Source organism: Bacillus sp. WC2503, assembly GCF_052682895.1.
On sequence record NZ_JBQYMD010000001.1, the window covers coordinates 1,573,327 to 1,599,178 of the forward strand.

Consider the following 25,852-nt stretch of genomic DNA (forward strand, 5'->3'; position numbering starts at 1 on the left):
ACAATGGAAAATTGTAGGAAAATGAAATTGGAAATAATAATCGTTTTAAAAAATGTTGATATAGTAATGTTTTGATTATTTTATTACATATAAATTAAGTATATAAATTTTTATAGTGGATCAACATAATTTGAAGAATAGTACATATAATATTTTTGAATAAACATTTGCAATATTATAGGAAGTGAAAAGTTGAGCATTCTATTAAAAAGGATGTTCTTTTTGTTATGAATATTTCTAAATGTATTATTTACTAGATGAATAAATGAAAGTGGGGGAGAATATATGAAAGTGATTTTTCAAAGAGAAGACGGAGGGAAAGTTTTTGAATCGAATGATGAAAATATAAGTGATTTATTAGCTATATTAAAAGAAACGAAAGGGATTAAAATTGGGATGGTTGAGTATGAAGTGTTAAAATATGAAATAGAGTATTTTCGTCATCCGAAAAGAGGAGAAACGGAGAGAGAGTTACATATAACCATACATCCTAAATATATGTAATGAATGGTAGCGATATCAAACTATTATGAAAGCAAAGGAGTATTTGATATTGTAATATGATATGTACGAAAAGAGAGTGTGGAAATCGCCCTCTTTTCACAGAAAACCTATAAGGAATAAATTGAGTTACATTATAAATTTCTTAAATTTTGTGAGTTCGTTCATTATAATGTATGTTTGCGTTTAATAATGGTTCATGCAAAAAAATAAAGCTTTGTAGTGTAGGCAGGGATATTATATTCAATTAAAAAAATATAATATTGTAGTTTGTTGACGAATAATAAATGAAACTTTCATTTCAAAAAAAAAGCTAGTCAAGATAAAAAATAAACTTGAATAACGTATTAGAAAAAACGATTTCACTTTATGTGAAATCGTTTTTTTATTCGCTATATGTATTTCAATGTGTAGAGAGTAAAAAGTTTGTTTTAAGGGAAAATAAACTATAGATAAAGTTCAATGTTTCAAATTACATTTTGTAAAAAAAATATACATATGCCTCTTCTCAAAAGAACGTAAGTTCGTGTATAATTAGAACAAACGTTCCTTGGAGTGTAGACATTATACAATTTAGAAATAAATACGAGCTTAGTAATTACTAAAAATGATGGAGTAACAGTATGTGTGAAATAGAGTGGATAAATGATCAAGGAGATAAAGAAATGAATCATGTAAAGAGGCGGAAAGAAGAAAGAGAGTGGGTTCCATTTACAGTAATGTCGGAACAATTGTTAAGTATGAGAAAGGTTATTGGTGAGAAATTAAAAGTGCAAAGGCCGATAGTAACAAATGAAGAAAAAGAAAGAATTTCTGATAAATTGCTAACGGCATTATTGTCTGAGCAAGAAATATTGGTGACATATTTTGAAGATGGCTACATACTTACAAGTTATATGACAGTCGTTCATATAGACCCGGTAAGGCAGATTATAATGTGCACAGACGCATTTTATAAAACTCACGTAATGAGTTTTACAGATGTAATTGAAATAATGTAATAGAAGCTGAACTTTAATATCCAGCTTCTATTATTTCTGATAGATGGAAGAAATAATGCGAAATAGCAGCTAGCTTCATGCTAACTGCTAAGCCCCAGGGAAAGGGAGAAAAAGATAGGGTACTCCAACATTCAATAATAGCTGTGAAACAGCCTGATTATAGTATAGACAAATTTAAAATTCCTATACATAAAGATGAAAAATAGGGTTAGGCTGTACCCACTTGATTTTGATCTGCAAGGTCCGAATCAAACGTATTAGTCGCACTAACACCGTTAAAAGTATTAACAACAAAACCAACGTTTGATGCGCCAGATCCATTGTAAGCTTTCGTATTTTCTTTCGGAGAAACGTTGTAGAAATCACCTAAGTTAAATGATCCGTTACTATTTTGTACAACTAAATTCCCTACAACTGAGGGCATAATTTTCACCTGCTTTATAATGAATTGTTAACATTACTATATGGGAGTAAAGTCCAAATGGTTCATGTAACAAAAATTGTGGAATAGTAAAACGTTTCAAGCGTGGCTTTCAATAAAAGTGTGTTAAACTTAATATGAGTTGGATAATAAAAAAGAAATAATTTGTATAATTAATATATACGAAAACAAAGGAGGCAAAATGTTATGAATAACGTTATAAAAAAAGTAGATTTATCAGATGCAAAATCAAGTAATCTTGTTGCGCTTATTTATAGCAATGAAGTTATATTGATTGAAAACGCATTTTGTCCAAATGAAATAAAATTAAAGTTTAATGAGATTGCAATTTTATCTGCAATTAAAACAGCTCATATTGCAAAAGTGTCCATCAGAAAAGAACTTGAAGCGCTTTTTCATGATACAGGAGTATTACTGGTGAAACAAAGTGCTGAAGTTGGTAGCAGTCAATCTATAACAATGCATTTTGAGCAGTTCAAAAAATTACAATATGAAATTGAGCTTTTAAATAAAAGTATGTAATCAGGCTAGTTGAAGATTTTTTCACAAAAGTGGACTGTGTTATGTTGAAAAGTGGATTGGAAATTATTTGGATGAATCGCACTATAAACATAAATATAGTTTTATGAAAATGCAGGGTAATGAGGATTTTCAAGCTGGTAAATTAGGTACAGTTTATATGTATCAATGTAAAAATGCGGGAAAGAAAAGTTGCAATTTAAAAATTAATAATGAAATAAACAACGAATTTTTAAATATGTAAACGGGAGTAACCATTATGGTTACTCTTTTGTTTATGTGTGCAATATTAAAAATACTTCTAAAGTATGAAGTGTTTTTAATACTTTAGTAAATAGATAAATGAAGGTTAAAGGAGTAAAATATGGTAAAGGGAGGCGAGGGATTGAAGCGAAATGACATTAGGAAACTCGTAATTATTACAGGAGTGACGCAAGGATTAGGACGCGCGATGGTTGATCGATTTCATGAATTGGGATGGAACATATGTGGATGTGGACGTTCAAAAGATAAAATTGAAGAACTAAAAAAACAATACGGTAATACACATGATTTTCAAATAATTGATGTTTCAGATTCGCAGCAAGTTAGTAGTTGGGCAAATGATATCCTTACTAAATATCGGGCTCCCGACTTGTTAATAAATAATGCATCAATTGTGAATCAAAATGCACCAATTTGGAAAGTTACCGCTGGGGAATTTGAAAATGTAATGAATGTAAACGTGAATGGTGTAGTAAATGTAATAAGAGCATTTGTCCCAGCAATGGTAGATAGAAAAGAAGGAATTATTATTAATATGAGTTCTAGTTGGGGAAGAGAAGGTGAGGCAGATCTTGCACCATACTGTGCCTCGAAGTTTGCAATTGAAGGTATCACGAAATCTATGGCACTGGAATTGCCTGATGGTGTGGCTGTAGTTGCTTTAGATCCTGGCGGTGGTATTAGCACTCCAATGCTGCATTCATGTGCACCACAGTATGTTAATGAATCACCCACACCTGAAATGTGGTCACATAATGCGATTCGATATATATTGAATATAACAATAGATAAAAATGGAGATTCATTGACATGCCCAGCATGTGTTTAAAAATAAGTATCTATTACTCAATGTAATTTCAGTGATATACGTTTTGGCTAAAAAAGTACCTTTAAGGTACTTTTTGTATTAGTAACACATTATAGAATGCACAAAATTACATATGGAAAATAAAATATTTGATTAAGAGTGACTTTTGGTTATTTCGAAAGCACGAGAAAATATCAAAATAGGTGATAAAAATGAATCCAAGCAGTTTAAAAGTGACAGGAGCATGGTATCAAGTAGGAGGAAATCTTACAGCTGCTATTGGAACGACAAGAGGATTTATTGGGGAAGAGAAAATTGAATCGGACCTTGTTATTATAGGAAGCTCATTACAAGCCTTCGGGTATATTTTACAAATTATAGCGAGTAATTATACCGAAGATGAAGATGAAGAAGTAGAAAATCGAAATATAAGTTTGCAGAATGAAAGTGAAACACTGGATAAAATGGGAATTGAGTTATTGGCATTAGGGAATATATCAAATGTAATAGGAACATATTTTAATAAAAATAAACAATTAACAGAGAATGATTATCTTATCATTGTCGGGAACAGTTTACAATCGATTGGTGCTTTTTTAGGAGTAGAAGCAGCTTTGATTGAGATGAAAGTAATACAGCGAATCATTGTACTAGGCAATTCTATGCAAAGCTTAGGGGCCGGACTACAAGCGTATCAAGGCATAATTAATTTATCGAAGGATGAAGTAGAAAACGAAGATCGTATTCTTGATAAGAAGGATGAGAGGATAATAGCACTGATTGGTATTTGGATACAGGCAATAGGAACGGTAATTTCTGCGATTGGATTAACTGCAGTAGAGAAAGAGAAAAGTTTTGAAAATAATAAGAATTTTAAAATGCTCATTGAAAGAGCGGATGTAAAATGTAATTAAATAGGTAGGAAGAGTTTGGTCTAGTAGGTTTTTTTGCATATGGATAGAATATATATTATAGAAGAAATGTTATAATTGCTTAATTGAAATTTGTGTAACTTCAAAATCAAAGAGTGTGCTTGCATATGAAAAGAAGTGTTATAAAAAATCCAAAATAAGGAGTTTTCAAGAGATGATGTACTTATTGGCAATTCTACTTCCACCTGTAGCTGTATTATTTTGCGGAAAGCCATTTCAAGCAATAATTAATTTCATATTAACTTTAATATTTTGGGTTCCAGGCGTCATACACGCGATTTTAGTCGTACATGATAAAAAGGCGGATCGGCGAGTGAGAAAACAAATTCAAGCATATGATGAAATTAATAAGAGGAATAGAAGATAATTCGTCTGTGAAAATAGTATAAAAAGAAAGGGGGATTAACCTCCTTTCTTTTTATTTGGTGCTTAAGTTTAAATTTTAGTGTAGCGGAAAGAATTTTTAATGTAAGTTTTATGGTAATAACTTTTAGATTGTGCATTTAATAAACCATTGTAAATGTTTTCAGGTACATTAAAGAAATCATACATGCCATTTTTGAATTGGATTCGTAAAATCATAGAAAAGGGATTATAACCAACAGCAATCAAATTTTTTGATATAACAGGAGATAATTTCATAAGCATACAACTCCTTAATTTTATTTGTAAATTCTTTTAGAAATGAGGATTAGGTTGTTGAAATAAGAATATGTAAAGCAGCAGTAATACGGATAGCCAATATATTAAATCTTTGTTATACCTATTTATAAAGAAGTTCACACGAAGTTCATATCGATATGCTATTTTTATCTCACCTTTGATGAAATTAATAAGAAAATATTGACCATTTGAAAAAAAGGTATATTATTTATACGAGGTATTAAAATTTTATCTCTTCCATTTTATGCGTAATGGGGCAGCTTTATTTGAAGGAATAGAGGTAAAAAATAATTTGTTTAAGAGTATCTAAAATTTATAATCTGTGAATTAGGAAAATATTGAATGCTTCCGATGAACACACTTTCTAAATGTAAAGATATTTGGGAAGGTGGCCTCAATATTTTTAGTAAATCAACGGGAGAATTGAAAGGCAGGAGAAAGTAACATGTCAGAAAATTATCGTTCTCGAGAGGAGCGACGACAAGTTAAAAAGAAAAATCAGCCAGCTTCTAAAAAACAAAAACCAAAGGGTAAAACATCATTTTTCCGTAAGTTTTTAATTAGTTGTTTATTACTTGGTATTGTAGGTTTAGTGGCGGGGGTTGCTACCTTTTTTGTAATGATTAAGGATGCACCAAAACTTGAAAAAGCAAAACTTGTTAATCCGTTATCCTCAAAAATTTATGATAAAGACGGGAAGTTGGTATATGAATACGGAAAAGAAAAGCGAACCAACGTTACGTATGATCAAATCCCTAAATTAGTAGAAAATGCTTTTTTAGCTGCGGAAGATGCACGTTTTTATGAGCATAGTGGTGTGGATTTCAAAGGTACTGCTCGTGCAGTTTTAGTTAGTTTAAAAGGAGATTACGGTTCGCAAGGCGGAAGTACAATAACGCAGCAAGTTATTAAAAACTACTTCTTATCAATGGATAAAACACCAAAGCGTAAGGCGCAAGAAGTGTATTTAGCTTATAAGCTAGAACAACAGTATTCAAAACATGAAATATTAGAGATGTACTTAAACAAAATTAATTTAGGAAACCGCTCATACGGAATCGCAACAGCAGCACAAAACTACTATAATAAAGAATTAAAAGACTTAACATTACCAGAAGTTGCGATGCTTGCAGGTTTACCGAAAGCACCAAATAATTACGACCCGTCGAAACCACAAAATATTCAAAAGGCAACAGAAAGAAGAAATGTTGTACTAAAGTTAATGAATCGACATGGTTATATTACAAAAGCAGAAATGGAAGAAGCGTCGAAAGTACCAGTGGACAAAGGTGTTCAAAAGGCAGCTGAATTACAAGCGATGCCACATCCTGCATTTATGGATGCAGTTGTGAAAGAAGTTGAAAAAGAATTACCTGATGCTAATATTGGTTCTGATGGTTTAGAAATTTATACAACATTAGACAAAAAGGCACAAACATTGGCTGATAATATTTTAAATACAAATATTATTGATTATCCAAGTGAGAAATTCCAAGGGGCTTTCACATTTATGGATACGAAAACAGGTGAAGTACGTGCTATAGGTAGTGGGCGTGGTGAAAATAAGGCTGTATTTAAAGGTCATAATATGGCAACTGAATTAGATCGCTCAGCAGGTTCAACAATGAAACCGATCTTTGATTATGCTCCTGCAATTGAATATTTAAAATGGGCTACTTATCATCAAGTCGATGACTCGCCATTTAAGTATACTGGTGGTCAAGATGTCAGAAACTCAGATAGAGGGTATTTAGGACAAATTACAATGCGTGAAGCATTAAAATTATCACGTAATGTTCCAGCTATTAAAACTGCAAAAGAAGTAGGAATAACTAAATCAAAAGCTTTCTCTGAAAAGTTAGGTATTACATTTAATGCACCACCGACAGAATCAACAGCGATTGGTACAAATGAAGTATCGCCAACTGAGATGGCAGGTGCGTATGCTGCATTTGGTAATGACGGTAAATATACGAAGCCGCATTTTGTTAAAAAAGTGGTTTATCCAGATGGTAAATCGAAAAGTTTTGAGCAAAAGTCAAAACGAGTGATGGAAGATTATACAGCTTATATGATTACAGATATGCTTCGTTCCGTCGTAACATCTGGTACTGGTACAGCTGCTAATATAAGTTCTTTAGATGTAGCTGGTAAAACAGGAACAACGAACTATTCTTCGGAAAAAGCAGCGCAATATAAATTACCAGACAGTGCGACTCGTGATAGCTGGTTTGCAGGATATACACCGCAGTATACGATGGCAGTATGGACTGGTTATATGAAAGATAGTAAAGACGATTATATTAGTAGTAAAAATACGAAAATTGCACAGTTGATCTTTAAAGAAATGATGAGCGAGATGGCTACTGATAAATCACAATTTAAGATGCCAAGTAGTGTTGTGAAAGAAGGTAATGAATTACGTATAAAAGGTGAGAAACGTGATTCTTCACCAAATACGAGCGTACCGAATACAACTGAACAGCCGAAACAAGATCAGCAGCAAAAAACTGAAGAAGAGAAAAAGCAAGAAGAACTTAAGAAACAGGAAGAATTAAAGAAACAAGAAGAACAAAAGAAACAAGATGACCTTAAGAAGCAACAAGAAGAACAAAAGAAACAAGATGACCTTAAGAAGCAAGAAGAACAAAAGAAAGAAAATGAACAAAATAATGGAAATGGTCAAGGAAATACAACGCCTCCAAACAACGGAGGAGGCGGGAGCACAACGCCGCCGAACAACGGAGGAGGCGGGAACACAACGCCGCCGAATAACGGAGGAGGCGGGAACACAACGCCACCGAATAACGGAGGAGGCGGGAACACAACACCGCCGAATAACGGGGGAGGTCAAGGGAATCCAACCCCACCAGTGACAACTCCACCGAATAATGGGGGGAATGCAGGAGAAGTCCCTGCTAATACTGGCCAATAAGAAAAGTTAATAAAAAGCAATTAAAAAAGTCGAATTTCTTACATAAGGAATTCGACTTTTTTATGTTGAAAAGGGATTGGAAGTAAATATAGGAGCTATGCAATGATGCTATTTAAATGTTAAACGTACCATAGAAATTTTGAAAATAAATGGATGGAAAATGATAAAAGACTTGAGTCGGGGGTAATGGAACATAACTGGGGTTATAAAAGGTAGTGCTACTTGGGTGTGTACCGTGATGCCAAAATGAGGGAGTAACTTGACCGGGAACTTGATATTGTTGCCAAGTTGCGGGAAGTTCAATGCCAACATCAGAGCTAGCTGTATGGACGGCGGGCACATGTATTCCGGGAGTTGAAGGAACCACGGCAGTTACTCTTGATAATACCCACATAAAAATAATCACTCCTAAGTTGAGATAATAAAATAGTATATTCTCTTAACACGTATAAAGGTACAAATACATAGGACTTTCGGTTAAAGCATACGTACAAAGTCGTACGACCAATCAATGCTGAGAGTGGACTATTTAATATGAAAAGATACGTCTTTTTGCTGAGGGAAAAGAGACAGAGAAAATGTACAATGGGAGTGTTAATCGTAAATTTCACGTGTTTATGGGGGTGTTTTTATGGAACGATTATGGACGAAGTCATTTATTCAAATGTCTTTCGCAATGTTATTTTTATTTACAGGGTTTTATTTACTTGTTCCAACGCTTCCTCTATTCATTAAAGAGATTGGTGGAAATGAATCACAAGTTGGATTGATGATGGGAATGTTTACAATAGCTGCTGTTGTAATACGACCGATTATTGGAGGTATGTTAGATCAATATGGTAGAAGGTCTTTTATTATTTTCGGACTCATCCTTTTTGGGCTAACGATGTATTCCTATAATTTAGCATCGACTATAGTCCTTTTAGCAGTTTTACGCGTTATTCACGGAGTGACATGGGCCGTTTCTACAACAGCTGTTGGAACTGCGATAACTGATATTATTCCAGATTCACGCCGTGGAGAAGGTATGGGCTGGTACGGGATGGCTATGACAATTGCAATGGCAATCGGACCGATGATTGGATTATGGGTAGTACAATATTATTCATTTCATGGTCTATTCCTTTTAGCAACTCTTTTATCTTTCATGGCAGTTATATTATCGTTAATAACGAAAATGTCATTCACGCCACAAAAGGAAAAAGGGAAAATTCAACTATTTGAAAAATCCGTTTTATCAATTACGGTTGTTGTTTTCTTTTTATCATTTGCATATGGTGGCATTACAACGTTTTTACCGTTATTCGCTTCTTCAATTAATGTGAATCCTGGGATGTTCTTTCTTGTATATGCAATTGCATTAACAATTGTAAGACCGATTTCAGGTAAATTATTAGATAAATATGGAGAAGTATTCATCATACTTCCAGCACTATGTATTACTATTTTAGCTATAGTTGTATTAACGATGGCAAATGGTTTGACGGGCATCATTATTGCAGCGACATTATACGGTGTGGGATTTGGCTCAGCACAGCCAGCTTTACAAGCGGCGATGCTTACAATTGTTGATCCTAGTAAAAGAGGAGTTGCTAACGCTTCGTTTTTTACAGCATTTGATTTAGGTATCGGATTAGGTGCAATTTTACTTGGATTTGTGTCACAAATTTTTGGCTATCGTATTTTATTTACAGCAAGCTCTGTTTCAGCTGTAATAGCTTTACTTGTTTTTGGTATGTTTGTAAGACAAAAGTTAAGTGAAAAAGAATTAAGCCGAGAGGGATAAAATTGAATATTATCGTTGAAAACGAAGCTGTAAAATGGTTTAAAGAAGAATTATGAATCAATCGCAATGAATGTATTCGATTTGTCATAAGATATGGTGGAAACAGTTCAATTCAGCCCGGATATTCTTTAGAGATTGTTTCTGAGAAACCAGATGGGGAAATAGTGTCAGTGAAGAAAGATGGTATTCTATTTTTGTAGATTTTGATGATCTTTGGTACTTTCAAAACTATGATTTAGTTGTAAGTTATCATAAAGAAACAGAAGAAATTTAATTTAATTATGTAAAATAATAACTTTATTAAAAATGAATAAGTTTTATATAAGAATTATATTTAGAGGATAGTGAAATAAATATCATATAGAAACGAGCTGTACATGTGTGCAACTCGTTTTTTCTATTTTGTAATAAAATTCGGAAAAAAGATATGTTTGATGGGATTATATGGTTTATCTCTATATTTTGTTTTAAAAAGAAGTGTAAAGAAGTCTGTCCTTTCTTTGAAAAATATGAAAATTATTTTCAAAAAATTGTATTGTTACATCAATAAAAGTATAGGAAACTTATCATTATAAAATAAATTGAAATCTTCTAAAAACTCTGATACATTGAAATAGAAATGTAGTTCTAAAGTATTGTAAAGGCTTACAGTTATGTGCACGAAGATCTATTAGGATTGGAGGAAATAATAATGAAAGCTGAAGAAAAATTTTCCCCGGGATTAGATGGTGTAGTAGCAGCGGAGACGAAAATCTCGTTTCTTGACACAGTAAAAGGTGAAATTGTAATTCAAGGGTATGATTTAATCGAACTCTCAAAAACAAAAGAGTATTTAGACATTGTGCACCTTTTATTAGAAGAACATCTACCGAATGAGGATGAAAAAGAAACACTTGAAAAGAAATTAAAAGAAGAATATGCAGTGCCAGAAGGGGTATTCAACGTTCTAAAGGCGTTGCCTAAAGAAACGCATCCTATGGATGGCTTGCGTACAGGTGTGTCTGCATTAGCTGGTTATGATAATGATATTGAAAATCGCTCGTTAGAAGTAAACAAAGATCGAGGTTATAAGCTTTTAAGTAAAGTACCAAATATTGTAGCAAATAGCTATCATATTTTAAATAATGAGGAGCCAATTGAGCCTCTTCAGGAATTGTCATATAGTGCGAATTTCTTCTATATGTTAACTGGTAAGAAACCGACTGAACTTGAGGAGAAGATCTTTGATCGTTCCCTTGTTTTATATAGTGAACATGAAATGCCAAACTCTACATTTACAGCGCGTGTAATTGCGTCAACACAATCAGATTTATACGGTGCTCTAACTGGTGCGGTTGCATCTTTAAAGGGAAGCTTACACGGCGGTGCGAATGAAGCTGTTATGTACATGCTTTTAGAGGCTGGCAATGTTGAGAAGTTTGAAGAGTTATTACAGAAAAAACTATATAACAAAGAAAAAATTATGGGCTTTGGACACCGTGTTTATATGAAGAAAATGGATCCAAGAGCACTTATGATGAAGGAAGCCTTAAAACAGCTATGTGATGTAAAAGGTGATTATACACTATATGAAATGTGTGAGGCTGGAGAGAAAATCATGGAGAAGGAAAAAGGCATTTATCCGAATCTTGATTATTATGCAGCACCTGTATATTGGATGCTTGGTATCCCAATTCAACTGTACACACCAATCTTCTTTAGCTCTAGAACAGTAGGACTATGTGCGCACGTTATTGAGCAACATGCAAATAATCGCTTGTTCCGTCCACGTGTAAATTATGTTGGCGAGCGACATGTACTTAGTAAATAAGAACAACTGGGGAGTTGTTAGCGCCGCCCGCCAGATGGGTGTTTGACAGACACCCATCATTAATAATAACGAATTTTCGACAGAAAGGGAAGAATAGCATGATTAAAACAAATGAAATTAAACAAAAAGATGCATTATTAGAAGAAATTACGGATTATGTATTAAATAAAGAGGTTACTAGTGCAGAAGCATTTAGTACTGCTCGCTACGTATTATTAGATACACTTGGATGCGGAATTTTAGCACTGCAATATCCAGAGTGTACGAAATTATTAGGTCCAGTTGTACCAGGAACGGTTGTGCCAAACGGTACACGTGTACCAGGAACGTCTTATGTACTAGATCCAGTAAAAGGTGCATTCAATATTGGATGTATGATCCGTTGGTTAGACTATAACGATACTTGGCTTGCAGCAGAATGGGGACATCCATCTGATAACTTAGGCGGAATTTTAGCAGTTGCAGATTATATTAGCCGTGTTCGTATTTCAGAAGGAAAAGAACCATTAAAAGTACGTGAAGTACTAGAAATGATGATTAAAGCACATGAAATTCAAGGTGTACTTGCTTTAGAAAACAGCTTAAACCGCGTTGGTCTTGACCACGTATTATATGTAAAAGTAGCAACAACTGCAGTAGTTGCGAAAATGCTTGGTGGAACACGTGAAGAAATCTTTAATGCATTATCACATGCGTGGATTGATAACTCTAGTCTTCGTACATATCGACATGCTCCAAATACTGGATCACGTAAATCATGGGCAGCAGGTGATGCGACGAGTCGCGGTGTTCATCTTGCAATGACTGCTCTAAAAGGTGAAATGGGTTATCCAACAGCATTATCTGCGCCAGGATGGGGATTCCAAGATGTATTATTTAACAAACAAGAATTAAAATTAGCTAGACCACTAGAGTCTTATGTAATGGAAAATGTATTATTTAAAGTATCATATCCAGCAGAATTCCATGCACAAACAGCTGCAGAATGTGCAGTGAAATTACATCCGGAAATTAAAGAAAGATTAGATGAAATTGATCGTATTACAATTACAACTCATGAATCAGCAATTCGTATTATCGATAAAGAAGGTCCATTAAATAACCCAGCTGATCGTGATCATTGTTTACAATACATTACGGCAATTGGTTTATTAAAAGGAGATATCGTAGCGGACGATTATGAGGATGTAGTAGCAAATGATTCACGTGTAGATGAATTACGTAATAAGATGGTTGTTGTTGAAAACAAACAGTACAGTTTAGATTATCTTGACCCGAACAAGCGCTCAATCGCCAACGCTATTCAAGTTCATTTTAAAGATGGTACTGTAACAGAAAACGTGGAATGTGAATACCCACTTGGTCACCGTTTCCGTAGAGACGAAGCGATTCCAAAAGTTGTTCAAAAATTCACTGCAAATATGGCAGGTCATTATTCTAGTAAGCAACAAGAACAAATTCATGAAGTTTGTTTAAATGAAGAAAAACTAGAAAATATGAATGTAAACGAATTTGTAGATCTATTCTTAATTTAATAATAGGGGGAATTTAGAATGGCTTGGGTTGTGAATAAACAGTCAACACAAGAGGAGCTTGCGAATGGCTTCCGAGCTTTAGTAGAAGCAAATGAAATTTTGCAAATTCCAGGTGCTCATGATGCAATGGCCGCTCTTGTTGCAAAAAATACAGGTTTTTCAGCTCTTTATTTATCGGGAGCTGCTTACACTGCAAGTAAAGGTCTGCCAGATTTAGGTATCGTGACATCTACTGAAGTAGCTGAAAGAGCAAGAGATCTAGTTAGAGCTACAGATTTACCAGTTCTTGTTGATATTGATACAGGATTTGGTGGAGTACTAAACGTAGCGAGAACAGCTGTAGAAATGGTAGAGGCAAAAGTAGCGGCTGTTCAAATTGAAGATCAACAATTACCGAAGAAATGTGGACATTTAAATGGTAAGAAACTTGTTACGACAGAAGAATTAGTTCAAAAAATTAAAGCGATTAAAGAAGTTGCGCCAAGCTTATATATTGTTGCACGCACAGATGCTCGCGGTGTAGAAGGACTAGATGCTGCGATTGAAAGAGCGAATGCATATGTTAAAGCAGGTGCAGACGCAATTTTCCCAGAAGCGCTTCAATCGGAAGAAGAATTCCGTTTATTTACTAGCAAAGTGAATGCACCTTTACTAGCAAATATGACTGAGTTTGGGAAAACACCATATTATAGTGCTGAGGAATTTGCGAATATGGGCTTCCAAATGGTGATTTATCCAGTAACGTCGCTTCGAGTTGCTGCAAAAGCATATGAGAATGTATTCACGCTAATTAAAGAGACTGGTTCTCAAAAAGATGCACTTTCAAATATGCAAACGAGAAGCGAGCTATATGAGACAATTTCATATCATGACTTTGAAGAATTAGATACTGGAATTGCAAAAACAGTATTATCAGAAGATCAATAGATAAAACAACTAGGGCGATGAGAATACATCTTTGGCAAAATGAACTGCTTGATGTGAAAATTCATCGCCTTCTGTTTTCAATAATAAGATATTCCACTCATCGTAGACGAGCATACGCAAAAAGCAATGAAGGTCGAAATGATAGGGGGATTCAGATGGAGAAAACGAAGTTACCTTGGGATGAATTTTTTTCAATCAATAAAGATGTGAACAATACTTTCTTTACACCAGAAGATTTTTCAGGGGATGAAGACTTAATCGCAAAAACGACAGAACAATTCGTTAAACAGGAAATTGTTCCACAAATTGAAAACATTGAAAAACATAACTATAAAGTTTCTCGTCAATTATTTGAGAAAGCTGGGGAACTTGGATTATTAGGCATTGAGGTACCAGAAGATTATGGCGGGTTCGAGTTAGGAAAGGCTGTCTCAGGTCTTGTAGCAGAGAAGATGGGTTACGCTGGTGCATTTAGTGTTTCTTTTAATATACACGCTGGTGTCGGTACATTGCCTTACATATATTACGGAACGAAAGAACAGAAAGAAAAATATTTACCAAAAATCGCATCGGGAGAATGGATTGGGGCTTATGCTCTAACTGAGCCAAATGCTGGTTCTGATGCATTAAGTGCAAAAACAAGCGCAATTTTGAATGAAGAGGGTACAGCTTGGAAGTTGAATGGTGAGAAGCAGTGGATTACAAATGCTCATATGGCAGATGTATACGTTGTTTTTGCGAAGACAAATAAAGGAATGACAGCGTTTATTGTCGAAAGAACATGTGAAGGTGTATCTATTGGATTAGAAGAAAAGAAAATGGGGATTAAAGGTTCTTCAACAGCGACGCTTATTTTAGAAGATGTAGTTATCCCTGCTGAAAATGTGTTAGGGGAAGTTGGGAAAGGGCATCACGTAGCCCTTAATATTCTTAACTTCGCTAGACTAAAACTTGCTTTTGGAAATATTGGAACAGCAAAACAAGCAATTGGTTTGTCAGTTCAATATGGAAAAGAGCGAAAACAGTTCCAAACGGAATTAGTAGACTTTACGATGATACAAGAGAAAATTGCAAATATGATCATTATAACATATGGAGCAGAAAGTGCAGCTTATCGTACAGCAGGTGTAATTGATGACGCAATTCATGAGAGTGATGAGGACCTTATGAAAAAAATGTCCCAATTTGCAATTGAATGTGCACTGAATAAAGTGAACGCTTCTGAAACACTTGCTTATATCGTAGATGAAGCTGTACAAATTCATGGCGGTTACGGTTATATGCAAGAATACGAAGTAGAACGATTATATCGTGATGCTAGAATTAGTCGTATTTTTGAAGGGACAAATGAAATTAATAGATTAACAGTTGCCAAAATGTTAATGAAGCAAATCGAACAAATAGAAGATACTGAAGTAGAAATTGATATAGCAACTGTAGAAAGAAACCATCGTTACATTTTATTAGCGAAAAAATTGTTGAAACAATCTTTGAAAACGCTCTCTAAAACTCCAGGATTAAAAATTGATCAAGAGCAAGAATATTCACGTGTATTATCAAATATGTTGACGGACGTGTACGTCATGGAATCAGCATTTTTACGTACGAGTAAAGCAATTAATAAAAATGGTGAAGAAAAAGAGCGTACAAAACAAATGATAACGGATGTTATTTGTGAGGAAGGCTATCGTAAAGTAGAAGAAGCGGCGATTTCTATACTTTCAGCGGCTGTCACAGAAGAACAAGATAGACACGTAATGTTAGCTGAAATCCGTCAATTATTAGTGCCTTTATACACGAACGTATTTACGAAAAAGAGAGAAATTGCGAAAGCTATTATAAATCGTGGGAAATATATTGTGTAAATAGGAGGAAAGCGATATGAAAAAGATTGGTTTTATCGGTTTAGGTAACATGGGCCTTCCGATGTCTAAAAATTTAGTTAAATCAAGTTACACAGTATATGGTGTGGACTTAAATAAAGAGGCTGAAGCTTCCTTTGAAAAAGAAGGAGGAATTATCGGCTTATCAATCTCAAAATTAGCAGAGACATGCGATGTGATTTTTACAAGTTTACCTTCACCTCGTGCTGTTGAAGCAGTATATTTTGGGGAAGAAGGATTATTTGAAAATAGCCACTCGAATGTCGTATTAATTGATACAAGTACTGTATCTCCACAATTAAACAAACAGTTAGAGGAGTCGGCGAAAGAAAAGAAAGTAGACTTTTTAGCCGCACCAGTTAGCGGTGGGGTAATTGGTGCAGAAAATCGTACATTAACGTTTATGGTAGGTGGATCAAAAGACGTATATGATAAAACTGAATCTATCATGGAAGTGTTAGGAGCAAATATTTTCCACGTAAGCGAGCAAATTGATAGTGGTACGACTGTTAAATTAATTAACAATCTATTAATTGGTTTCTATACAGCTGGTGTGAGTGAAGCTTTAACATTAGCGAAAAAGAGTAATATGGATTTAGATAAAATGTTTAATATTTTAAATGTAAGTTACGGTCAAAGTAGAATTTATGAGCGCAATTATAAAAGTTTCATTGCAGCAGAAAACTATGAGCCAGGATTTACTGTAAATCTATTAAAAAAAGATTTAGGCTTTGCAGTTGATTTAGCTAAGGAAAGTGAACTTCACTTACCTGTAAGTGAAATGTTATTAAATGTATATGAAGAAGCGAGTGAGGCAGGATATGGTGAAAACGATATGGCTGCTTTATATAAGAAAGTTAGCGAACAATTAATTTCTAATCAAAAATAAATCATAAAAAGGAGAGAATACAATGATTACAACTGAAATTAAACGAGTAAAAAATCATATTAATGGCGAGTGGGTAGAATCTACTGGTACAGAAGTAGAAGCGGTTCCGAATCCAGCGACTGGAAAAATCATTGCTTACGTTCCACTTTCTCCAAAAGAAGACGTTGAAAAGGCTGTTGAAGCGGCAAAAGCGGCATTTGAAACATGGTCTAAAGTACCAGTTCCGAATCGTTCAAGAAATCTATATAAATATTTACAGCTATTACAAGAAAATAAAGATGAGCTTGCAAAAATCATTACGCTAGAAAATGGTAAAACGCTAACAGATGCAACAGGTGAAGTACAACGTGGTATTGAAGCGGTAGAACTTGCAACATCAGCTCCAAATTTAATGATGGGACAAGCTCTTCCTAATATCGCAAGCGGAATTGATGGATCGATCTGGCGCTATCCAATTGGAGTTGTTGCGGGTATTACACCGTTTAACTTCCCAATGATGATTCCATTATGGATGTTCCCACTTGCAATTGCTTGCGGTAATACGTTCGTATTAAAAACATCTGAGAGAACGCCACTTTTAGCAGAGCGACTTGTAGAGTTATTCTATGAAGCTGGTTTTCCAAAAGGGGTATTAAATTTAGTACAAGGCGGAAAAGATGTTGTAAATAGCATTTTAGAAAATAAAGATATTCAAGCTGTTTCGTTCGTTGGTTCTGAGCCGGTAGCTCGTTACGTATATGAAACAGGTACGAAACATGGAAAACGTGTACAAGCGTTAGCAGGTGCGAAAAATCATGCGATTGTAATGCCAGATTGCAATCTTGAAAAAACGGTACAAGGTGTAATTGGATCTGCGTTTGCAAGTAGTGGAGAGCGCTGCATGGCATGTTCAGTAGTAGCAGTAGTAGATGAAATTGCTGATGAATTTATCGACGTACTAGTAGCAGAGACGAAAAAACTAAAAGTAGGTGACGGTTTCAACGAAGATAATTACGTTGGACCATTAATCCGTGAATCGCATAAAGAGCGTGTTTTAGGCTATATTAATAGCGGTGTAGCAGATGGAGCAACTTTATTAGTAGATGGTCGTAAAATTAATGAAGAAGTTGGAGAAGGTTACTTCGTTGGAGCAACAATCTTTGATGGCGTAAACCAAGAAATGAAAATTTGGCAAGATGAAATTTTCGCTCCAGTATTAAGTATTGTGAGAGTGAAAGATTTAGAAGAAGGTATTAAATTAACAAATCAATCTAAATTTGCGAATGGTGCTGTTATTTACACTTCAAATGGGAAGCATGCACAAACATTCCGTGATAACATCGATGCTGGTATGATCGGTGTAAACGTAAATGTTCCTGCACCAATGGCATTCTTCGCATTTGCAGGAAATAAAGCTTCCTTCTTTGGTGATTTAGGTACAAATGGTACAGATGGCGTTCAATTCTATACACGTAAAAAGGTTGTAACGGAGCGCTGGTTTTAATAAAGAGTAGACTGCCAGATTAGTTGTTAAATGCGAAAAACACCACTATTAATAGTGGTGTTTTTCGCATTTATCCCGCTATTAGCGAGCAGTAAAACTCCCATCTCCAAATTCGGCTAGAGCAAAAAAGTTAAGTGGAAGCCCTGTGCAGTCCGTAAACGCCCGATTGGTGAAGGCTAATAATTGGCGGGGGATGAACAAAACCCCATTGATTAAAGTTTCACTTTATTAATTATTTTTTTCTAATGCTAGTTTAATACCAAATCCAATTAAAACGATTCCTGTTAGCCCTTGAATATAACGTTGCGTCTTCGGTTTCTTCATAAAAGCACTAATTTTATCAATTAAAAATATATAAAAGGCAAACCAAATGATTGTTAAAACGAGATAAGTAAGACCCATTACGAGAAGCTGAATAAATGTATTATGACTTGGATTTAAAAATTGTGGTAAAAAAGTTAAAAAGAAGACTGCAATTTTAGGGTTTAATAAATTCGTAAGAAACCCTTGGCGAAAACAAGAAGTATGTTCTTTATCATTATTTATAGATACATCATTTGTATTTACACCTTCTTTGTTTTTCACTGCTAATAGGGCTTTAATACCAATATAGATTAAATAAAGGGCCCCAACATATTTGAAAATAGAAAATAAAAGAGCTGACTTTACAATGAGTGCGGAAAGACCAATTACAGCAGCTAAAGTATGAATCAAAAGTGCTACACATGTACCGAATACTGTTTTAACACCGCCCATTTTACCAGCAACTAATGTGTTCTTCGTAGCCATCGCTGTATCAGGTCCAGGTAAAATGATTAGACAAATAGACATAATGATGAAAAGAAGATAATTTTCTATCATATTCGTCCTCCTTCTTTATTTTTAGAATATTTGATTAAAATTAGTTTAGCACAAAATTTGATTTAATAAAATTAAATTTTGTTAAAAAATATTAAATAAGAAGAGGCTATATTCGTAGTGGTGAATACACTACAAATATAGCCTCACTGTTAGGCATTAAGTAAGTTAAAGAAACGATTTACGTCGTCTTCTGAAACATCGCTTACCTGTTTATATTTATAATTCGGATTTTGGTCTTTATCAACGACAACGGAGCGTACGCCCTCGAAGAAATCTTCATGTCTCATGAAATTTTTAGCAAGTATAAGATCTGTAGCGAAACATTCTTCAACAGATTTTCCTTTGCCATCTAATAGTTGTTTTAAAGTTACTTTTAATGAAATTGGAGATTTTGATAATAATATTTGTTTCGTTTGTAAAGCGAATTCGCTATCTCCTTTTTCTAATGAGTCGATAATTTCTTCAATCGTTTCTAAGGCAAAGTGTGTATTAATTTCCTCTAATGAAGCAGCAAGTTTGCTTTCTAAGTCAGGAGTAGATGTAAAGGTTTGAAGAACTGCTTTTAAATGAGTATGTACATCTTCAGTATGCCAATTTACGTTGTCAAGTTCGGCTAGAAAAGCTGGTAATGAATCAGACGTCATAAAGTAATCAGCAGCATGAATAAATAATACGTCAGAAGCTTTTAAAATAGATGCTGTTAAAGCAACGTAATATCCTGTATATCCAGGTGCTTTATTTAAGAAATATGCGGCGCCGACGTCTGGAAAGAAGCCGATGTTCATCTCAGGCATCGCCCATTTTGTGCGCTCCGTCACAATACGATACTTCGCACCATTTGTAAGTCCGACACCACCACCCATTACAATTCCATCTAAACAAGCGATAATCGGTTTTTTATATTGATAAATATATGTATCAATTTCATACTCTTCTTCAAAAAAACGTTCTGCATGCTGTAAAGCAACTTCGTTTGAACGTGCTTCGTAAAGAGTTTTAATGTCACCGCCTGCGCAAAAACCTTTCGTTCCGGCTCCCTTTAATACGATAATTGCAATGCGCTCATCGTTCTCCCATTCTTTAAGTTTTTGCCCAATTGGTTGTAACATATCATAAGATAAAGAGTTAAGTGCTTTTGGGCGGTTTAAAGTAATTGATGCAACGCCGTTTTCACTAACAGAAAATAAAACGTTTTCAGTCATGATTCATCCTCCCTTATATATCTTCTTATTCTTAATTCTTGATACGTATTGAAATGTCCTGTATAAATTTTGTCTAAAGTTGACGGTAAGTGTTATTTTATTCCGCTATTTGTGGATAAGAAGGCCCACACCTTGAAATTCGACGCATACGAGAAAGTTAGGTAGAAGAGAATGGCTGTTAAAAGTTTGATAGGTACGAGCGATAGGCAGTGGGAGTTTTGTTCATACCTATTAATTCATGCTTCACTTTATTCAACGCATATTTTGCCGAGTTATCTTTGCAGGATTTTGAATATTGAAGATGAATAATACATTATTAATGTAAGTGATATTATTTGAAATTATTATGGCAAAAGCGCTATTATAAATGTGTAAAATGTAAAAAATTTCTTGAAAACAGATGGTTTAAATGATAAAGAATGTTTACATGGAATTAGAAATAGAGAAAGGAGAAATCGGAATGCCAGGACCTTTATTATTGTCGGTTATTATCTTGTCATCATTAATGATAGGGATTACTCAGTTTTTTCATCATACAGATACGACAGAAGAAGTAAAGGATAAAGTTCGTCTCGTATTTCCGATTTTTATCGTATCTATTTCCTTATGTTTTCTATTAAATAAAGATGGGTATATTGTGGTGGTTTTTTCATTTTTCGTAGCGAGCGTTTTAATAACGATTTTATATTATGTAATGAAAGATTATATGCAAAAATAAAAATGTCTAAATAGACATTTTTATTTTTGCATAGCATTAAATTTCACATACCGTAATTTTAATAAAAACATAAAACATATAGCAACAGAAAAGTGTGTACTTTACCGTGTATGTACTTGTCAATCTTGCATAGCCACTATACTATTAAAATGTAGAGATTATAAGAAGGGGTTGTATCTATTATGAAATTTGAGATGCACACAAAAATAGTTTCAAATGAAAAAGAAGTAAGATTACATATGGAAGAAAACATATTTCAATTAAACTTGAATGGTTATCATTTATTTGCAGTTCAAGAAATATTACCTTTATATAAATCAAATGAAGAAAGAATTGGTAGTGCGATTATACAAAAGTTAGAGTGGGAGAACGGAAAAACTACAGTAAACTATAAACTCGTATCACTAAACTCAGTAAATTAAAAGGAGAAGGAAATTATGAAGTTATTTCATACAGCGGATTGGCATTTAGGCAAGCTTGTTCATGGCGTGTATATGACTGAAGATCAAAAGATTGTATTAGATCAGTTTGTACAAGCTATTGAAGAAGAAAAACCAGATGCCGTAATTATTGCAGGGGACTTATATGACCGAGCAATTCCACCTACGGAAGCAGTAGACTTATTAAATGATGTATTACAAAAAATAGTGATTGATTTACAAACACCAGTTATCGCAGTTGCAGGAAACCATGATAGTCCAGATCGTATACATTTCGGTAGTAGTTTAATGAAGAAACAAGGATTATTTATTGTGGGGCAATTTCAATTTCCATATGAACCCATTGTATTAAATGATGAATATGGCGAGGTTCACTTCCATCTAGTTCCCTATGCGGATCCAAGCATAGTTAGACATGTATTGAAAAACGAAGACGTCCGATCTCATGATGATGCGATGCGTATTTTTATGAATGAACTTTCTGAAACGATGGATAAAGAAGCAAGACATGTATTTGTAGGTCATGCATTTGTAACTTCTGCGGGAGAAGCGGAGGAGAATACAAGTGATGCAGAACGTCCGCTTTCAATTGGTGGTGCTGAATACGTAAATAGTCATTATTTTGATAAATTTCATTACACAGCGCTTGGACATTTACATCAAGCGCATTTCGTACGTAATGAGACAATTCGATATTCAGGTTCGCCACTTGCATATTCTATTTCTGAAGAAAAACATAAAAAAGGATATTATATCGTGGAACTGGACGAAAAGGGTGAAACAACAATTGAAAAAAGATTACTTACACCACGTCGTAAAATGCGAACAGTAGAAGCGAAAATAGATGAATTATTACAACATCCGGTAAGTGAAGATTACGTGTTTGTAAAACTATTAGATGAAAATCCTGTTTTGCAGCCAATGGAAAAAATACGCTCTGTATATCCAAATGCAATGCATGTTGAAAGGTCTATTCAAAGGCGAGAGTTCACAGAGTCAAATGAAGTAACTGTTTCAAGACATAAAACGGATGATGTATCTCTTTTAAAAGCTTTTTATAAAGAAATGAAAGGCTTAGATTTATCAGAAGAGAAAGAACGTCTATTTGTAGAAGTATTACAAACAGTGCAAGAACGGGAAGGTGAACGAGGATGAGACCGATTCAGCTAATTATGACAGCATTTGGGCCATATAAACAGACAGAAGTAATCAATTTTGATGATCTTGGAGAGCATCGTATCTTCGCCATTTCTGGAAATACGGGAGCTGGAAAAACAACGATTTTTGATGCGATTTGTTACGTATTATATGGTGAAGCTAGTGGGGAAGAACGTAGTGATACGAGCATGCTTCGAAGTCAGTTTGCTGATGATAATGTTTATACAAGTGTAGAACTAACTTTTCAGTTAAAAGGGAAGCGCTATGAAATAAAACGGCAACTTGGCCATAAAAAACAAGGGAATAAGACGATTACAGGACATGCAGTAGAATTATATGACGTTATGGATGGAGAAAAAATTCCAGCTGTTGATCGTTTTCATGTAACAGATGTAAACAAAAAAGTGGAAGATTTAATTGGGTTAAGTAAACATCAATTTAGTCAAATTGTTATGTTACCACAAGGAGAATTCCGAAAACTATTAACATCTGAGACAGAAAACAAAGAAGAGATTTTACGTCGTATTTTTAAAACAGATCGTTATAAATTAATGCGTGAATTACTTGATCAAAAACGAAAACAATGGAAAGACGTTCTGCAAGAAAAACAAAAAGAGCGAGAGTTACATTTCCGCAATGTATTTAAACTACCAATTCGAGATGGAGCATTATTAGAGACATTAGTGGAACAAGAACATGTAAATACGCATCAAGTAGTAGAGGCGTTAGAGCAAGAAACAACGGCATATAAGACAGAGGTTGCGCAATTACAACTAGAACAAGATGCTCGAACAAAGCAATTAAAAGAAGCTGAAACACGTTTTCATGCAGCAAAATCTGTAAATGAGAAATTTACAGATTTACAACAAAAGAATGAGAGATACAACACTTTACAAGAAAACCGTGCAGTCATTGAAAGGAAAGAAACATCTTTTAGACGTGCGGAACAAGCAAAGCATTTATTACCATTTGAGCAATGGCACGAGGAAGCAATGCAAAATGAACAGAAGGCTGAAAGTTTATTAAAGCAGATTATCGTAAAAAAAGAGAATATAATAACCAGTTTTACACTTGCACAGCAGAAATACGAAGTAGAAAAAAATAAAGAACTTGAACGAGAAGATGCTAAAAAACTTGTTCAAAGATTAGAAGAATTACAATCAATTATTGCATCATTAGCTGAAAAAAAGTTGAATTTACAAAACGCTGAAATTCAACTAGGAAGATTAAAAGAAAGTATGCAAAAGCTCGATCAACTACTAGAAGAGCATACAAATCAAAAACAGAGAATGTCTGGTGAATTACAGCAATTGGAACAAGCACTTGAGCAGTATGTAGCGAAAGTAGAAGAACTAACGAACATGCGAGAAGATGCAAAAGTTTTAAAGCAAGCATATGACGTTTGGCAAGAGAAACAAAAATTCGAGCAAGAAAAAGAAGCAGCATATACTAAGATGCAAGAGGCAGTTCGTGCATATGAAAATATGGAACGCCGCTGGCTAAGCGAACAAGCAGGCATATTAGCACTTCATTTACATGATGGTGAATCTTGTCCAGTTTGTGGTAGTACGAATCATCCGAAAAAAGCGACAGAGCAAAGTGATGCGATTGATGAAAAAGAGTTAAATGATTTAAGAGACAAGAAAAATGTCGCTGAAAAATTACATGTTCAAGTAGAGGAGAAATGGAATTTCTATCGACTACAATATGAACAGGTGATCGAAGAAGTCATGAAACGAGGGTATCACTCAGATGAATTAGTTGAAACGTACAGTGCACTCGTTCAAAAAGGAAAACAATTAGCGGCAGAAGTTAATACGTTAAAAGAAAGCGAAGAAACGCGTAAGCAAATTGCTGTGAATATAAAAAGTGTAGAAGAAAAAGTAGATGAACTTCAAAAACAAAAGCGTGAAGCAGAAACATTGCAGCACCGTACAGAAATGGAGTGCATGCAACTTCGTACGTCATATGAACATGATAAGCAAAATATTCCAGATAACTTACAAACAGTACAAGCTTGGAAAGTACAGTTTGACCAAGCAATGCAACAACTTAGGTTAATGGAAGACGAATGGAAGAAAGTGCAAGAAGCATATCAACATTGGCAAAATGAAAATATACGTATTCAAGCAGAACATGAAGGTGCATCTAATCAATTTGAAAGTGCAAAATTGAAGAAAGAAGAGACTCTCGCGCGCTTTATGAAAGAACTAGAGCAGAGGGGATTTATAGATCAGCTAACGTATAAAGAAGCTAAGTTAAATGATGCTGAGATGGAGATGTTACAAAAAGAAATTCAAAGTTACTATTCATCTCTTGAAGTACTTGCAAAACAAATTGAAGAGTTACATGCTGAATTAAAAGATAAAAAGTTTATAGATATTACATCGTTAGGTGAGCATATAAAAGAATTAGAAATCAATCTCGATATAAGTAAAGAAAAACGACAACGTGCGCAAAACGCTGTAACATATATTTCTGATTTACATGAAAATATTAGACGTATTGATGAACAAATTCATGAGGAAGAAAAAGCTTTCCAAGAACTAGTTGATTTATATGAAGTAATGAAAGGCGATAACGAAAGTCGCATATCATTCGAGCGTTACATCTTAATTGAGTATTTAGAACAAATTGTTCAAATTGCAAACGAACGATTACGAAAATTATCAAATGGGCAATTTTATTTAAAAAGAAGTGAGCGAGTTGAAAAAAGAAACCGTCAAAGTGGATTAGGTTTAGATGTGTACGATGCATACACCGGCCAAACACGTGATGTGAAAACATTATCTGGCGGTGAGAAGTTTAACGCATCGCTTTGCTTGGCGCTTGGAATGGCAGACGTCATTCAAGCGTATGAAGGTGGTATTTCCATTGAAACGATGTTTATCGATGAAGGTTTCGGTTCATTAGATGAGGAATCATTAACGAAAGCAGTAGACGCTTTAATTGACTTACAAAAATCAGGCCGATTTATCGGTGTTATTTCACACGTTCAAGAGTTGAAAAACGCAATGCCAGCTGTATTAGAAGTAACAAAGCAGAAGGATGGGTGTAGTCAGACTCGGTTTGTGGTGAAGTAAGTTCAATTTTAG

At 34.4% G+C, this 25,852-nt stretch carries 24 protein-coding genes and 1 pseudogene; 20 read left to right on the forward strand and 5 right to left on the reverse strand.

The window, feature by feature from the left end; translation table 11 throughout:
- Nucleotides 1-285 precede the first annotated feature (285 nt).
- Both ACUN26_RS08285 and ACUN26_RS08290 read left to right on the forward strand, forming a co-directional pair.
- Nucleotides 286-504 (forward strand): hypothetical protein, encoded by a 219-nt coding sequence (locus tag ACUN26_RS08285; RefSeq protein WP_000864289.1) that lies wholly within the window; start codon nucleotides 286-288, stop codon nucleotides 502-504.
- A gap of 662 nt (nucleotides 505-1,166) precedes the next feature.
- A complete protein-coding gene (locus ACUN26_RS08290; protein ID WP_033657368.1) occupies nucleotides 1,167-1,502 on the forward strand; it encodes a YolD-like family protein in 336 nt (111 codons plus the stop codon).
- Nucleotides 1,503-1,710: 208 nt separating this feature from the next.
- On the opposite strand, the gene gerPF is transcribed toward ACUN26_RS08290, so the two are convergent.
- Nucleotides 1,711-1,926, reverse strand: a complete 216-nt coding sequence (gene gerPF / locus ACUN26_RS08295) for a spore germination protein GerPF (RefSeq protein WP_001141565.1) — start codon at nucleotides 1,924-1,926, stop codon at nucleotides 1,711-1,713.
- 204 nt (nucleotides 1,927-2,130) lie between these two features.
- Here gerPF and ACUN26_RS08300 point away from each other — a divergent pair, with 204 nt between their 5' ends.
- The 5 genes from ACUN26_RS08300 (at nucleotide 2,131) to ACUN26_RS08320 (ending at nucleotide 4,834) form a co-directional block, all read left to right on the forward strand.
- Nucleotides 2,131-2,466 carry a hypothetical protein gene (locus ACUN26_RS08300; RefSeq protein ID WP_001066863.1) on the forward strand — a complete coding sequence of 112 codons (336 nt, stop codon included), beginning with the start codon at nucleotides 2,131-2,133 and terminating at the stop codon, nucleotides 2,464-2,466.
- A 109-nt stretch (nucleotides 2,467-2,575) separates the two neighbouring features.
- A complete protein-coding gene (locus tag ACUN26_RS08305) occupies nucleotides 2,576-2,707 on the forward strand; it encodes a hypothetical protein (protein ID WP_371399713.1) in 132 nt (43 codons plus the stop codon).
- Between the two features lie 120 nt (nucleotides 2,708-2,827).
- Complete coding sequence (locus ACUN26_RS08310; protein WP_000238413.1) at nucleotides 2,828-3,556, forward strand: SDR family oxidoreductase; 729 nt, start codon at nucleotides 2,828-2,830, stop codon at nucleotides 3,554-3,556.
- Between the two features lie 191 nt (nucleotides 3,557-3,747).
- Complete coding sequence (locus ACUN26_RS08315; protein WP_001070054.1) at nucleotides 3,748-4,449, forward strand: DUF6944 family repetitive protein; 702 nt, start codon at nucleotides 3,748-3,750, stop codon at nucleotides 4,447-4,449.
- A 172-nt stretch (nucleotides 4,450-4,621) separates the two neighbouring features.
- Nucleotides 4,622-4,834: a YqaE/Pmp3 family membrane protein gene (locus tag ACUN26_RS08320; RefSeq protein ID WP_000990226.1), complete on the forward strand. Its 213-nt coding sequence runs from the start codon at nucleotides 4,622-4,624 to the stop codon at nucleotides 4,832-4,834.
- 68 nt (nucleotides 4,835-4,902) lie between these two features.
- On the opposite strand, the gene ACUN26_RS08325 is transcribed toward ACUN26_RS08320, so the two are convergent.
- Nucleotides 4,903-5,109: a KTSC domain-containing protein gene (locus ACUN26_RS08325; protein ID WP_000777815.1), complete on the reverse strand. Its 207-nt coding sequence runs from the start codon at nucleotides 5,107-5,109 to the stop codon at nucleotides 4,903-4,905.
- Between the two features lie 466 nt (nucleotides 5,110-5,575).
- On the opposite strand from ACUN26_RS08325, the gene ACUN26_RS08330 reads away from it, so the two are divergent.
- Nucleotides 5,576-8,065, forward strand: a complete 2,490-nt coding sequence (locus ACUN26_RS08330; RefSeq protein WP_001294004.1) for a transglycosylase domain-containing protein — start codon at nucleotides 5,576-5,578, stop codon at nucleotides 8,063-8,065.
- 112 nt (nucleotides 8,066-8,177) lie between these two features.
- Here ACUN26_RS08330 and ACUN26_RS08335 read toward each other — a convergent pair whose 3' ends face one another.
- A complete protein-coding gene (locus ACUN26_RS08335) occupies nucleotides 8,178-8,459 on the reverse strand; it encodes a hypothetical protein (RefSeq protein WP_000270098.1) in 282 nt (93 codons plus the stop codon).
- Between the two features lie 237 nt (nucleotides 8,460-8,696).
- On the opposite strand from ACUN26_RS08335, the gene ACUN26_RS08340 reads away from it, so the two are divergent.
- The 8 genes and pseudogenes from ACUN26_RS08340 (at nucleotide 8,697) to ACUN26_RS08375 (ending at nucleotide 18,378) form a co-directional block, all read left to right on the forward strand.
- Nucleotides 8,697-9,851, forward strand: a complete 1,155-nt coding sequence (locus tag ACUN26_RS08340; RefSeq protein ID WP_000440643.1) for an MFS transporter — start codon at nucleotides 8,697-8,699, stop codon at nucleotides 9,849-9,851.
- Nucleotides 9,852-9,907: 56 nt separating this feature from the next.
- A pseudogene (locus ACUN26_RS08345) lies at nucleotides 9,908-10,125 on the forward strand (HesB/YadR/YfhF family protein).
- A gap of 417 nt (nucleotides 10,126-10,542) precedes the next feature.
- On the forward strand, nucleotides 10,543-11,661 hold the full coding sequence (gene mmgD / locus ACUN26_RS08350) for a citrate synthase (RefSeq protein ID WP_000642649.1): 1,119 nt from the start codon (nucleotides 10,543-10,545) through the stop codon (nucleotides 11,659-11,661).
- Nucleotides 11,662-11,759: 98 nt separating this feature from the next.
- Entirely contained in the window at nucleotides 11,760-13,196 is a 1,437-nt protein-coding gene (prpD, locus tag ACUN26_RS08355; RefSeq protein ID WP_000598145.1) for a 2-methylcitrate dehydratase, read from the forward strand.
- Between the two features lie 18 nt (nucleotides 13,197-13,214).
- Nucleotides 13,215-14,123 carry a methylisocitrate lyase gene (gene prpB, locus ACUN26_RS08360; protein WP_000312644.1) on the forward strand — a complete coding sequence of 303 codons (909 nt, stop codon included), beginning with the start codon at nucleotides 13,215-13,217 and terminating at the stop codon, nucleotides 14,121-14,123.
- Between the two features lie 155 nt (nucleotides 14,124-14,278).
- Nucleotides 14,279-15,988, forward strand: coding sequence for an acyl-CoA dehydrogenase family protein (locus ACUN26_RS08365; RefSeq protein ID WP_000415979.1), 1,710 nt, complete (start codon nucleotides 14,279-14,281; stop codon nucleotides 15,986-15,988).
- 16 nt (nucleotides 15,989-16,004) lie between these two features.
- Nucleotides 16,005-16,895 carry an NAD(P)-dependent oxidoreductase gene (locus ACUN26_RS08370; protein ID WP_000719424.1) on the forward strand — a complete coding sequence of 297 codons (891 nt, stop codon included), beginning with the start codon at nucleotides 16,005-16,007 and terminating at the stop codon, nucleotides 16,893-16,895.
- A gap of 22 nt (nucleotides 16,896-16,917) precedes the next feature.
- On the forward strand, nucleotides 16,918-18,378 hold the full coding sequence (locus ACUN26_RS08375) for a CoA-acylating methylmalonate-semialdehyde dehydrogenase (protein ID WP_000633339.1): 1,461 nt from the start codon (nucleotides 16,918-16,920) through the stop codon (nucleotides 18,376-18,378).
- A gap of 228 nt (nucleotides 18,379-18,606) precedes the next feature.
- Here the strand turns inward: ACUN26_RS08375 and ACUN26_RS08380 are convergent, their stop codons facing one another.
- Both ACUN26_RS08380 and ACUN26_RS08385 read right to left on the reverse strand, forming a co-directional pair.
- Nucleotides 18,607-19,239 (reverse strand): LysE family translocator, encoded by a 633-nt coding sequence (locus tag ACUN26_RS08380; RefSeq protein ID WP_000572351.1) that lies wholly within the window; start codon nucleotides 19,237-19,239, stop codon nucleotides 18,607-18,609.
- Nucleotides 19,240-19,388: 149 nt separating this feature from the next.
- Nucleotides 19,389-20,441, reverse strand: coding sequence for an enoyl-CoA hydratase/isomerase family protein (locus ACUN26_RS08385; protein ID WP_000138562.1), 1,053 nt, complete (start codon nucleotides 20,439-20,441; stop codon nucleotides 19,389-19,391).
- A gap of 460 nt (nucleotides 20,442-20,901) precedes the next feature.
- On the opposite strand from ACUN26_RS08385, the gene ACUN26_RS08390 reads away from it, so the two are divergent.
- From ACUN26_RS08390 to ACUN26_RS08405, 4 genes are all read left to right on the forward strand, one after another.
- Nucleotides 20,902-21,159 carry a hypothetical protein gene (locus tag ACUN26_RS08390; RefSeq protein ID WP_002093761.1) on the forward strand — a complete coding sequence of 86 codons (258 nt, stop codon included), beginning with the start codon at nucleotides 20,902-20,904 and terminating at the stop codon, nucleotides 21,157-21,159.
- Between the two features lie 182 nt (nucleotides 21,160-21,341).
- A complete protein-coding gene (locus ACUN26_RS08395) occupies nucleotides 21,342-21,581 on the forward strand; it encodes a DUF2584 family protein (RefSeq protein WP_000667356.1) in 240 nt (79 codons plus the stop codon).
- Between the two features lie 15 nt (nucleotides 21,582-21,596).
- Nucleotides 21,597-22,754 carry an exonuclease SbcCD subunit D gene (locus ACUN26_RS08400; protein WP_000765125.1) on the forward strand — a complete coding sequence of 386 codons (1,158 nt, stop codon included), beginning with the start codon at nucleotides 21,597-21,599 and terminating at the stop codon, nucleotides 22,752-22,754.
- A complete protein-coding gene (locus ACUN26_RS08405) occupies nucleotides 22,751-25,840 on the forward strand; it encodes an SbcC/MukB-like Walker B domain-containing protein (RefSeq protein WP_001247483.1) in 3,090 nt (1,029 codons plus the stop codon). The genes ACUN26_RS08400 and ACUN26_RS08405 overlap by 4 nt, the downstream gene beginning before the upstream one ends.
- Nucleotides 25,841-25,852: the final 12 nt, after the last annotated feature.